The organism is Flavobacterium panacagri (genome assembly GCF_030378165.1).
Lineage (GTDB): Bacteria > Bacteroidota > Bacteroidia > Flavobacteriales > Flavobacteriaceae > Flavobacterium > Flavobacterium panacagri.
Genome location: NZ_CP119766.1, coordinates 4,658,323 through 4,671,812 on the forward strand (window position 1 = coordinate 4,658,323; position 13,490 = coordinate 4,671,812).

The following is a 13,490-nucleotide window of genomic DNA, read 5'->3' on the forward strand; positions in this document are numbered from 1 at the left end:
TTTTTTTGGTTTGATGATGTATTGAATTGGAGTTCATCATCATTTAGTTAATAGAATTTTACGCCGTTACTGACATAGGTATAAAACAAAAGGAGAGTTACCTCTCCTTTTGCTTTTAAGTAAGGACTGTGTCGATCTTTACTCACCAAATTAATTATTTTGTGTCCCACCAAAGTCTAGTTCCGCCTGTGTCTGGGCCTCCTAATTTTACAATTCCATCTTCAACAGCAGCTCTGTTTGCAGAATATTCGTTTGTAACATAGATAACTCTTTTCATCAAACTTTTCCCAACTCCTGCATCATTATTCTCTGTGTTAAGCGGCTGATAAATAATTTTAGCATCCGTTCTTCTTAAGTCAGCATAAGCCTCCCAAGATTCAGGGAAAATAGCTAAATATTTTTGAACAGCAATTTGTGTACGCTGATCAGCAGTAGAAGCTGACCAAGCTACTGGTAATTTCACAGGAATACTTTCTGTTACTAAACCAGGACGCATCGTATTCACATTTGGAGCAGTCGGTAATGAAGTTCCTGCAATATAACTATTAACCGCAGCAGCATCTGTAATTCCCCATTGCGCCATAGACAATCTAATACCTTGCTCGTATAAAGATTGAGCGCTTCCACCCATATTCCATCCGTTTAAAGCACCTTCAGCTCTTGAGAAATAATTTTCTGAAGCCATGAAGATTTCGATGTTTTTAGTGTTGCTTAAAGGAGCTGAACCTGGTTCTGGTCCTAATCCTAAAATATCATCATTAAACGAAGAGAAATACTCATTATCTTGATCACTAAAATATCCTCTTAAATAGCCAGTAGGTCTTCCAATATAGTTACCACCTATTCCTGGCGAAAACCATTTCTGTAACCTTGGATCACTATATCCTAGTAAAAGACTTTCCATAGAAGCTGTCATTTTGTAACCCCATGCGTTTGCAACAATATTAAAGTTGTTTGGTGCGGCAGCATTTACTTGGAAAAAGGCACTTTGATCATTAGTCTGCATAACTCCTGCAGCAACAGCTGCTTCTGCTTGAGTTTTTGCTTTTGCTGGTTCAACATCAGAAATCCTTAATGCTAAACGCAATCTTAAACTGTTACCAAAAATTCTCCATTTCTCAACACTTCCTTGGTAAACTCTGTCACTTGTTTGTAGTGGCCCAACTGTACTTGTAGAAGCAGAACCTAAAACTGTATTTGCTTCATCCAACAATTTAAAAAAGTCTTCATAGATAGATTCAACGCTATCATAAGGAACACTTCCTAAATTATTCCCTGCTTGAGAATAAGGAATTGGTCCATATAAATCTACCATTTGATTATACATAAATACCTTCCAGATTTTTAGAACTGCAGTAGTTTCAGCATTTCCATCGGCAGCTTTAAAAGCATTATTTAAACTTGGAACAGCGTAAGTATAAAACCTTGACCACCCTCTTGCTTCATATCCACCAAAACTATTTCTTTCCGTACCAAAATTTGATGATAGATATTGGATAAAAGTAGAAGATAAAATACCAGTTGCGATACCCCAAGTTCCTTGATCATCTGCCCATCCAGTAGTATCAGCAGCTCCGTTATGAATACCAGCATACAGAGCATATGCAAATGCTGGGCCAGCCATTGAAGCATCTAACTGATCCTCTGTCAGCGAATTAGGATCTTTATTTATTTCATCAAAGTCGCCCGTACAGCTTGATAAAATAGAACCTGCTAATAAAGCAACTCCTAATGTTTTTATTTTAAAACTATATTTCATGATATATTTTTTTTAATTAAAATCCAAATTTAACATTTAGTCCATATTCTCTTGTTGTTGGAATATTGAAAGACTCAACACCTTGCAAGTTTCCTGTACCAGCTCCATTTTCCGGATCAAAATGTTTAGCTTCATTTAAGAAGAAGAATAAATTTCTTCCTACTAATGAGAAATCGATGCTTTTAAAACCTGAATCTCCTAAAAGACGTTTTGGTAATGAATATCCAAAAACAGCTTCTCTTAATCTAATGTTTGTAGCGTCATAAATAAAAGGCTCTGCTAAAGGATCTCTTTGTCCAATTGATACCCAATATTCCTCAGCTGTAACACTTGTTGTATTTGGAGTGTAAGTTCCGTTACCGTTATCTACTACACCAGGGACAACAAATCCATCTCTTCCAGCAAGCGTAATATCACTTACCCCTAAACCTGCCATTCTAGCTTGCGTATAAGAAACAACTTCACCACCAATTCTAAAATCAACAAGGAAACTTAAAGAGAAATCTTTGTATTTGAAACTATTTCTGAAACCTGCTGTCCAGTCTGGATTAAAGTTACCCGCCCTAACATCAAATGAGTTTGTTGCTACTGGTAAACCTGCATCATTTACGATAACATTTCCGTTTGGATCTCTTTTGAAACCTTTCACATATAAGTCTCCGTATTCACCTCCTAATACTACTTTACTTCTAACCAATCTTCCATCACCTAAAACTAACTCGTCTCTTCCTTCATAGATAGAAACTACTTTAGATTTGTAAGTTGCAAAGTTTGTTGTAACATCCCATGTAAAGTTGTTTGTTTGAATTGGAGTTGCTGTAAGCACCGCTTCAAAACCTTTATTTTGGATTTCTCCACCATTAACGATCGCTCTTGATTTTGAAGAAGATTCTGGTGTGTTGATATAAAATATCTGATCTTTTGTATTCGTTTCGAAATAAGTAACATCTAATCCTAAACGATTGTTGAAAAATCTAACATCAGCACCAAATTCAACTGAACTTGACATCTCTGGTCTTAAATTTGGATTTCCAGCTGTTGATTGTGGAAATAAAATACCACCATTTGCTCCAACATATGTTAATCTTGAACTAGTTTGGTAAGGATCTGTATCGTTACCCACTTTTGCATAAGACGCTCTTAATTTAAGAAAACTAATCGTTTCAGGCAAATCAACCATATCAGAGATAACTCCAGATAAACCTACAGAAGGATAAAAGAATGATCTATTATTTGCTGGTAAAGCAGATGACCAGTCGTTTCTAGCAGTTAAGTCTAAGAATAAATAATTTCTAAACCCAATTTGAGAAAAACCATAAACAGAATTGATTTCTTTATCAAAATTCGATGTAGTTGTAGTTGGATCAGGTACATTTCTCATTGTGAAATAATTTCTTTTACCTAAACCTCCACCTGCATTTAATGAAGAATTATTTTGTTTCAAAATGTTAGCTCCTGCATTAATTCCTACAGAAAAATCTCCAAACTTCTCATTGTATGAAAGTAAAGCATCTGTATTGAATTCTGTCGCAGTTTCATAAAATTCGCTATAACTACCTACGTTTTTGTTAAACTCTTCAGTAGCGTATCTTTTTGTAACAATTTTATTTGTAGTCTGATCTAAACCAGCTCTAACTTGTAAGCTTAAAGTACTCGTAAAATCATATTTAAGAGAGGCAAGACCTATAAATCTATTTCTTTTATCCTTACGATCATTATCACGTAATGCAGTCCAGAACGGATTTCCTCCAGGAGTTCCCGAACGATCTACAAAATAATTTTTCTGTAATTCACCTGCAGCATCTACATATTCAAAATCTTTGTAGTCATCATATTTAATACTACGAGGCAATAAGTAAGCAGAAGTACCAACAGACTCTTCTCCTGTTTTTATTAGATTATCAATTTCCTGAACGATGTAGTTTGTTTTTGCATCTAATGTAAATTTATCTGAAAGCTTACTTGTAAATCTTAAATTAAGATTGTGTCTGTCCAATTGATTTCCTCCAACAATACCTTCAGCACGTGTGTTAGTATAGGAGAAATAACCTTGTGCTTTTTCGTTTCCAGATGTAATCGATAATGTATTGGCTAAGTTATAACCTGTTTTGTAGAAATCCTGCACGTTGTTTGGCTGAGCTGTGTAAGATGTAGTAGCAGATCCTGTATAATTAGGGTTACGAACAAGCTGCCATGCTGGAACTTGTCTTCCATCAAATCTTGGTCCCCAGCTTGAAGCTGAAGAAGAAATGTAGTTTCCTCCATCTCCTTGTCCATATTCATTTTGGAAATTTATTAAGTTGTACGCAGAAGAAGCCATAAAGTTTGATGACAATGTTACCGAAGTTTTTCCTGCTTTACCAGATTTAGTAGTAATAACGATAACACCGTTACTTGCTCTAGTACCATAAAGTGCCGCCGCAGATGGTCCTTTTAAAACAGTCATAGAAGCAATGTCTTCAGGGTTGATGTTCGAAATACCATCTGGCTGTGTAATACCACCAGTATCAACATTTTGATTATCAGCACCTGTACCATTACTAATTGGCACACCATCCACTACATATAATGGCTGGTTGTTACCTGTAAGAGATCTGTTACCTCTTAAAGTAATTCTAGAAGAAGAACCAACACCATTTGAAGTAGTAGAGAAGTTAAGACCTGCAACTTTACCAGAAAGTGAGTTGGCAACGTTTAATGATCTTGCTTCAGAAATTTCATCTACTGCGATGTTTTGTGCAGAATAAGTAATGGCTTTTTTCTCTCTCTTAATACCAAGAGCTGTTACCACAACTTCTCCTAACTGGTGCGTGTCTGCACCTAAAGCTACATTAATAGTAGTTTGAGTTCCTACTGCAACTTCTTTTGTAGCAGACCCTACATAAGTAATTACTAAAACTGATGATTGATTTGGAACACTAATGCTGTATTTTCCATCAAAATCTGATGAAGCACTTGTTTTAGTTCCTTTAACAATAATATTTGCCCCAGGAATCGGAATTCCACTAGTAGCATCTGTTATCGTTCCTTTTACTGTGGTCTGTGCTTCTAGGCTTTGGAACCCAAAAAGGCATATGACGAACAGTAATTTTAGTACGTTTTTAATCATATTAGTTGTTTTTTTAGAGTTAATAACATGTTAAATTTAGGAATACGTTTTGTTAACAATACATAATTTCGACAAATGACCATTTTACAAAGGTGTTGGTGAAAGTTTGCCTGAAAATTGAAAGAAAACGTTTTCATTTGTAATCCAACTCTTCCTTATTTTAAAGGCCAAAACTCTATTTATCTCATAGATTTTGGCCTTTTTTAGAATATTCATTTTTTTAGTAAAGAAACGCCTAAATATTAGCTGCGTTTTATCGATTTTAGTTCAAAACCTTGAATTTAGTTTTAAGTAAATCGGTCGAATTTCCGCCCACCATAACTTCGAAATCTCCAGGCTCTACAACGCGCTTCATTTCTCTGTTCCAAAGAGATAGCTCTTCTGGTGTAAGTGTAAATTCAACATTTTTTATTTCTCCTTTTTTAATATTTAATCTTTCGAATCCTTTTAACGTTTTTTCAGGTGTAGTGGTGCTGCTGTAAACGTCATTAATATACAATTGCACTACTTCATCTCCATCTCTGTCTCCAACGTTTTTAACATCAACAGAAACTTTTACTTCTCCGTTTGGCTTAATTTCAGTAGTATTCAGTTTTAAATTAGAATATTCAAACTTCGTATAGCTTAATCCATAACCGAAAGAATATAACGGATGCTCGCTTTCTGCTACATATTTATGGATCGCAGATGGTTTTTGGTTATAATATATAGGTAGTTGTCCTACTGACTTTGGTACTGTAATTGGCAATCTTCCTCCTGGATTGTAATCTCCAAATAAAACATCAGCAACTGCTCTACCTCCTAATTCACCTGGGAACCATCCTTCTAAAACGGCAGGAATGTTTTCAGCAATCCAGTTTGTAGAAAGCGGACGACCATTTAATAACACACAAACTACTGGAGTTCCTGTTTTGTGAATCTCTTCAATTAATTGCTGCTGAATTCCGAATAAGTCTAAAGAAGCTACATCTCTGTTTTCTTCAACTAATTCATTAGATTCTCCTAAAACTACAATCGCAACATCTGCTTTTTTAGCTGCTTCGATTGCTGGTTGTAAGTTTACTTTTTCTAAATTCCAACGGAAATGAGCTCTGGCTCCCCAGCCTCCTTCCCACATTTCAATGCGGACTTTGTATTTTTTTCCTTTTTCGATGTTTTTTGGAACCGTCACCATGCTTGTTGCTCCTTTTGTCCAGTTGTCGATTACCAATTGATCATCGATATACATTCTAATTCCGTCATCAGAACTTAAACCTAACCAACCGTCTAATGCTTGATCTGATTTTAAGAATCCGGTCCATCTGATAGAAAAATCATCTACATTAACACCATCTCCAGGAGCCCAAGGCCAGTCAAACTCTAACTGACTGTCGATACGAGTCAATGCTGGAGTTCCTTCTAGATTTCTGTTGTTGAAATATTCTCCTTTTAATCCGTTTTGAGATTCGTCTGGAGTAAATAAATATTTAGATGGAATAATCTGTCCTTTTACGATTAACGGAACACCTTCTTCATAAACTACATTAGCCGTTTTTCCAACCAATTCTTTAACTCCCTCGTAAACCGTCATTCCAACGCTGTTTTTCGGAGCATAACCTCCCAATCTTGAAGCATTTGCATTTGGCCCGATAACCGCAATATTTTTCAAGCTTTTGCTTAAAGGCAAAGTATTGTTTTCATTTTTCAATAAAACCATAGATTTCTGAGCCGCTTCTAAAGCAACTTTCTGGTTTTCTGGTGTATGAAAACGTTCTTTAATCAGATTTTTTTCTGTGTATGGATTTTCAAATAATCCTAATAAGAATTTCAAACGTAAAACTCCTCCCGCCGCACGGTCGATATTTTCTGTTGTCAATTTCTTTTCATTTACCAATTCAATAATGGTGTTCTGCCAAAATTCATTACTAAAATCATAAAATTGCATATCAACACCAGAAGAAACCGCTTCTCTAATAGCATCCTTTGGAGAATCAGCCACTTTATGAGTAGTTTGAATATATTTAATAGCTCCTAAATCTGAAACCACAATTCCTTTAAAGCCCCATTCTTTTCTTAAAACATCTGTCAATAACCAATGATTGGCTGCACAAGGAATTCCGTCTAACTCAGAATATGCACACATCGTTCCTAAAGCACCTCCTTTTCTAAATGCTTTTTCGAAAGATGGCAAATGGTCTTCTCTAGCAGAACGTTCTCCAACCAAAATAGGAGAAGAATTTCCTCCCGCTTGTGGAATACCGTGAACTGCGAAGTGTTTTGGTTCTGCAATAATAGAACGATCCGATTTTAAATCATCTCCCTGCAATCCTTTAATGAAAGCCAAACCTATTTCGCTGTTCAAGAAAGCATCTTCGCCAAATGTTTCAGCAACACGTCCCCATCTTGGTTCGCGTCCTAAATCTAAGTTTGGCCCAAAACCAAAATGAACACCATGTGCTCTAGCTTCCATACCAATAACTTTTCCAACTTTGTCCATCGTCGCAACATCCCAAGTTGCTCCAAGACCAATATTCATTGGGAAAGCGGTACTTCCTTCGTCTAAATATCCGTGAAGCATTTCACACATAATCAGCGCCGGAATTCCCCAACGGTTTCCTTTGATTACATTGGTTTGTAAATCATTGATCATTTTCGCCGAACGCGGATAAAGGTCATGAATCGCTCCTATTCCTAATTTTCCAATTTTTTCTGCCGATTTAGATTTTGCAAAATCTTCTTTATCTTTAAAAAAATCTCCTCTGTACATATCCATCTGACGCACTTTTTCTTCAAGCGTCATACGGCTTAACAAATCTTGAACCCTTTCTTCTACTGGTAACTTGGCATCCTGATAGGGATACTTTTTCTGGGCATTGGTTTGGTTTAAAAAACCAACAGCCATTACAAAAATAATGGCCGTTTTTCTCATTCTTAATTGTAACATAGTTGTGTGTGTTTAGTTTTGAATCACTTTAAGTTTTGTTCCATTCACAAAATCATCATGCGAAATAAAAAAGCTATTAAGTGATTTTCCATTTAGCTCAATCGAATTGATTTTTCCATCATTATTGATTTGTCTTTCAATTACAATGCTTTCTTTTTTATAATATCTTGGATCTAATTTTATCGTCACTCTATGAAACATTGGTGCTGTAATAGTGTAGATTGGATCTCCCGGCGATATTGGATAAATTCCCATCATCGAATACACTAACCAAGCAGACATTGTTCCAGTGTCGTCATTTCCTGGTAATCCTTTTGGTTCATTTTTGAAATATTCGTGAACCAATTTTTTTACCATTTCCTGAGCTTTATATTCTTCACCTTTCACATAATTGAATAAATACGGATTAGCAATATCTGGTTCGTTTGCCATATCAAACTGTTTGCTATCAAAGATTTTCTGCAATTGTGCCGAAAATGGTATATCACCGCCCATTAATTTCTTTAATCCAATAATGTCGTGCGGAACCATAAAAGCATATTGCCAGGCATTTCCTTCGATAAAACCAACATTTTCTTCAAAATTGGCTCCTGAATTTGGATCAAATGGCTCGTACCATTTTCCGTCAGGAGTTCTTGGACGAAGCAGATTTAAGTTTTTATCAAATAATTTTCTGTAAGATAAAGAACGTTCTTTAAAACGTTTAACATTGTCTTTATCACCGAATTCGTTGGCCATAAGTGAAATCGAATAATCTGAAATATTATATTCCTGAGTCGTCGAAACTGGCCCTTTATTGTCAGTTGTTAAATATCCTTTTTTGATATAATCTTTCAATCCCGGACGAAGCGGATTATTCTCAATATTATCTGCGCCTTTCAACATCGCATAATAGGCTTTATTAACATCGTAATCACGAACTCCTCTCATATAAGTATCTGTAATTACAATACTTGCAGGGTCTCCAACCATGGTAAAAGTTTCAGTCGAATTCAATTCCCATTTTGGTAACCAGCCGTTTTCATCGAACATATCCAACATACTTTTTACCATATCCGATTGCTGTTTTGGATAAACCAAAGACATTAACGGATGGACATTTCTATACGTGTCCCACAAAGAAAATACGGTATAACGAGTATCTTTGGTTTTAGCAATTTTACTTCTTTTAATTACTGGATATTCTCCGTTAATATCATTTAAAGTATTTGGGTGAATTAAAGTATGATACAAAGCCGTGTAGAAAATCGTATTGTCATCTTTTGAACCACCTTCAACCAAAATTTTAGACAATTCTTCGTTCCATTCGTTGTAGGTTTCTTTGTAAATGGCATCAAAAGTTCTGTTACCCACTTCTTTTGCTAAGTTTTCACGGGCATTTTCAATACTTACGTACGAAATTCCGATCTTCACTTCAACCGTTTCTTGTTTATCGAATTTATAGGTAAAATAACTTCCAATACTATCCCCTACAACGGTTTTTATTGTATTATCCATCATTCTGGCTTTTCCGTTGTAGCCCATCCATTGTGCTTCTACACCATTATATTTAGGAGTTTTTTTCCAAACTCCGAATTTATCGGCAGGTTTAGAAAATTGAGCCACAAAATAAACCGGATAAGCATCTTCTGGACTGTTGTAACAAAATGAACCAACTGAACGCATTCCTTCAATTTCTGTAGAAGAAACGACTTTTACCATTGCACCTTCTTCGTTTGTTAAACCTAAACCAAGATTTAGTAAAATATTAGATTGCCCTTTCGGGAAAGTGAATCTGCTAATCCCAACTCGTTTTGAAGCTGTAAATTCGCCTTTCACTTTGTACTTATCGATGTTTACGCTATAATAAGCAGCTTTCGCCACTTCATTAGAATAAGTCGAACCGTATTTTAAGTGATCGATTTCTACTGCTCCAGTGGTTGGCATCAATAAAATAACACCTAATTCCGGACAGCCAACTCCGCTTAAATTCACCTGACTAAAACCTGTCAAAAAAGTATTTTCATTCACATACGGATTCGAAAGCCACTGACTGTCTTTTTCCATAGGCGTATTTTTTACTCCAGCCACATTAAACGGACTGATACTTGCCATTCCGCGTGGAGCAATTGGACCCGGATATGCCGCGCCATAATTGGAAGTCCCAATAAACGGATTGACGAAATCGGCAGGTTCCTGCGCAAAAATCGTAATGCTAAAAAACAGCATGTATAGAATACATGCTGTTTTCATTTTATTTTTAATATTTAAAACCATAGGCTTCATTTTTATCTGTTGATCGCTTCGATTTTTAAAGTCCATGCTTCTTTTGCAGGAAGATTATTTCTTAAACTTTCTGGAATAATTACTTTAAATCCGTTTCCTTCTTTTGTCCATTTTAAAGACGTTTTAGAACCTAACATCGTAATTTTTGTTCCTTTTTTAGGACTGATAGCTTTTACAGTAACTTCAGCAGGAATTTTGTCTTCTCCTTCTTTAGCTAAATAAAATGCAAATACATTTCCTGCTTTATTTTGTGTAAAACAAATATTTTCTTCTTTATAAGGCTCGATTGGTTTTGTATTGTAAATTGCTGTGCTGTTTACTTTCATCCAGTCACCGTAAGCTTGTAATAAATCGTAAGCTCCCTTATCCCATTCTCCTTCTGGACTTGGGGCAACGTTTAATAATAAGTTACCACCTTTTGCTACAATATCAATTAACAAATGAATTCCTTGACGTCCAGTCATGTAAGTAGCTCCTGGAGAATAAGACCATCCACCACCAGCTGGAATACAAGATTCCCAAGGATAAGGCAATGTTTTAGCAGGAACACGTCCTTCTGGAGTTAAGTAGTTTTGGTTTTTACCATGAACCGCTCTATCAACCACAATTAAACCTGGTTGTTTTTGACGCGCTTTGATCACTAACTCATCCATTTTTGGATCTTGGTCAACAACTCTATGTTTAATGAAACCGTTTTTAGATTCGTTTTCTGTAAATTTCTCGTCATAGTTTTCTTTGATGTTCACTTGGTCTCTTTTTCTAACCCATCCTCCATCTAACCATAAAATATCTACTTTACCGTAGTTCGTTAAGATTTCTAAGATTTGGTTGTGGGTGAAATCAACATATTTCTGCCATTTTTCAGGATATAAAGACGGATCGTAGTTTACGTTTCTGTCGAAAGGAGGGAAATACGGATCCCAATAGTTTTCGTTATGCCAGTCTGGTTTAGAAAAATACGCTCCAGTTGAAATCCCTTCACCTCTAAAAGAGTTGAAAATTTCTTTTAAAACATCTGCTTTTGGGTTGGTATGAAAAGGAACATCTTTACTCGTAATCTTGTAATCAGAATATTTAGTGTCATACATATTGAAACCGTCATGGTGTTTGGTGGTAAAAACCATGTATTTCATTCCTGCATATTTAGCCGCTTTAGCCCATTTTGCAGGATCAAATTTTACTGGATTAAATGTTTTTCTTAATCCTTCGTAGTCTTTGATATAATCATTATAATTAGATGGATTGCTTCCTTTTTTACGTTCACACCATCCGTAATCTTCAGGGCAGATAGACCAGGATTCTACAATTCCCCATTGGCTGTAAGTTCCCCAGTGCATTAGCAGACCAAATTTTTTGCCTTGCCATTCGTCTAAGTTTTTTAATACTGCCGGATCTGTTTCTGGTACGTATCTTTCATCTTCATAAATGGCCTGAGAGAACATTTGTACTGAAAATAAAAGGGCGATCATGAATATTCCTTTTTTCATTTTACTCTAATTTATAATTTATTTATTCTTTGTTTTTTAGTTTAATTTATCCAATATCGGTTGATCTGTAAAAATTAATTCTGTTTGAGCATTTTCATTAAGCTGCTCCAATACAACAAATTTGTTTACACCTTTGTTCAACCAACAGCCTGGTACATAAAGCGTTTGCTGCGGTCCTACTTTCCAATAGCGGCCAAGATTGTGTCCGTTAACAAATACAATTCCTTTTCCCCAATTGGTCATATCAAGAAAAGTATCAGCTGGTTTCTCTATGTTTACTGTAGCTTCATATAAAACTGGTCGTCCAGGTTTTATCGTTTCATTTTTAACTGCTGGCACTTCATTCATCGGCATTTTATACATTTCCCATCCACCACTAATTTCATATTCATTAATGAATACTGGAGAAATAATACCTTTAGTATTATGTACAATTTCAGCTCCGTAGTTAATACGTCCCATATTTTCAACCAGAATTTCTAAAATACCGTTAAAAGGAATAGAAAGGGTTAGCTCGTAATTTTTAAAAACTCTATTCAATTCACCCACCTTAACTCCATTTACATAAACGGTAGCAAAGTCTCTCAATCCCTCAATTTTCAATTTGCCAGAAGAAATTGGCTGCGTAAATCTTTTTCGATACAAAACATATCCATTTCCCTGACCTAACTTTTCAAATGTTAAGGGCTGGTCATTTACAACCGCTTTTTCTTTTTTGATCCAGCTTAAAACATCCATACTTGATTTGACAGGCTGATTAGGATATTTTGTTACTGGTATTTTCTCAGGTATCGGCGCTAATTTTGTTTTAGAGTACTTTTGCATTACTTCACGAATAGCCATGAATTTTGGTGTTGCCCAACCTGCTTCACTAATAGGCGCATCATAATCATAACTTGTAATATCCGGCTGAATATCACTTTCTTCATTATAATTTGCTCCAGAGGTAAATCCGAAATTAGTACCGCCGTGTACCATGTAATAATTAAAAGAAACACCTGCATCAAGGTACTTTTTGGTTTGGCTTGCAATCTCCTCAGATCCAATTTTAATAAATGGTTCTGCCCAATGATCCAACCAACCAGAATAAAACTCAGCTACCATATAAGGTCCTTTTCCTTTATGGAATTTATCAACCTGTTTTTTTAAATTTTCTATATTTGATTCTCCATTTGCAGTTGGTAACACACCTTCAATAGCACCGCCTTCAAATAACCAAGTACCATCAGAAGTAAAAAAAGGCTCTGGAAAACCCGTTTCTTTAAGCATATTATAAATTGCAATTTTGTATGCTTTATGATCTTCAGCTTTAATATCCGTTCTTTGAGAAACATAAGAACCAAATTCATTTTCAGCCTGAACCATAATAATTGGTCCTCCCTGGTTTGCAAAATTTCCTTTTACCACTGCATACAATTGTTCCAGATACGTTTTGCATGCTTCTAAAAATGCTTTGTTATTGGTACGGATTACTAAATCTGGATTATTTTGCAACCACCAAGGATATCCTCCAAATTCCCATTCACCACATGCATACGGCCCTGGTCTAAGAATTACATATAATCCTTCACTTTTAGCAATACGTAAAAACTCTGCTAAATCTCTATTTCCTGTTTTAAAATCCCATACACCTGGCTCAATTTCATGATAATTCCAAAAGACGTAGGTTGCCACGGTATTCAATCCCATAGCTTTAATCATCTGTAATCGATGTCTCCAATACTCTTTAGGAATACGCTCATAGTGCATTTCTCCTGAATGTATTTTTATAATTTTCCCATCTTTTTGAAATTCTCCATTAGATATAGAAAATCCTTTTGTTTGAGCACTAGTAAAAAAAGGCATCAAACAAATCAATAATACTCCAAGCTTAAATAATATCTTTTTCATTTTTTTTTCAGATTATACATTCATAAACTTAAAAAATTGCAATCTTAAAGTAGTAAA

Annotated in this window: 6 protein-coding genes; all 6 read right to left on the minus strand. The window is 35.4% G+C overall.

The genetic code is table 11. The features are described from left to right. Window positions 1-154: 154 nt before the first annotated feature. The 6 genes from P2W65_RS20205 to P2W65_RS20230 all read right to left on the minus strand — a co-directional run bounded on the left by P2W65_RS20205 (window position 155) and on the right by P2W65_RS20230 (window position 13,433). On the minus strand, window positions 155-1,759 hold the full coding sequence (locus P2W65_RS20205) for a SusD/RagB family nutrient-binding outer membrane lipoprotein (protein WP_289660502.1): 1,605 nt from the start codon (window positions 1,757-1,759) through the stop codon (window positions 155-157). A 16-nt stretch (window positions 1,760-1,775) separates the two neighbouring features. Then, entirely contained in the window at window positions 1,776-4,868 is a 3,093-nt protein-coding gene (locus tag P2W65_RS20210) for a SusC/RagA family TonB-linked outer membrane protein (RefSeq protein ID WP_289660505.1), read from the minus strand. Between the two features lie 262 nt (window positions 4,869-5,130). Then, window positions 5,131-7,791, minus strand: a complete 2,661-nt coding sequence (locus tag P2W65_RS20215) for a glycoside hydrolase family 3 protein (RefSeq protein ID WP_289660508.1) — start codon at window positions 7,789-7,791, stop codon at window positions 5,131-5,133. A gap of 12 nt (window positions 7,792-7,803) precedes the next feature. After that, on the minus strand, window positions 7,804-10,023 hold the full coding sequence (locus P2W65_RS20220; protein WP_434783346.1) for a GH92 family glycosyl hydrolase: 2,220 nt from the start codon (window positions 10,021-10,023) through the stop codon (window positions 7,804-7,806). A 35-nt stretch (window positions 10,024-10,058) separates the two neighbouring features. After that, window positions 10,059-11,543 carry an alpha-L-fucosidase gene (locus P2W65_RS20225; RefSeq protein WP_289660513.1) on the minus strand — a complete coding sequence of 495 codons (1,485 nt, stop codon included), beginning with the start codon at window positions 11,541-11,543 and terminating at the stop codon, window positions 10,059-10,061. Between the two features lie 36 nt (window positions 11,544-11,579). Next, entirely contained in the window at window positions 11,580-13,433 is a 1,854-nt protein-coding gene (locus P2W65_RS20230; protein ID WP_289660515.1) for a glycoside hydrolase family 35 protein, read from the minus strand. Window positions 13,434-13,490: the final 57 nt, after the last annotated feature.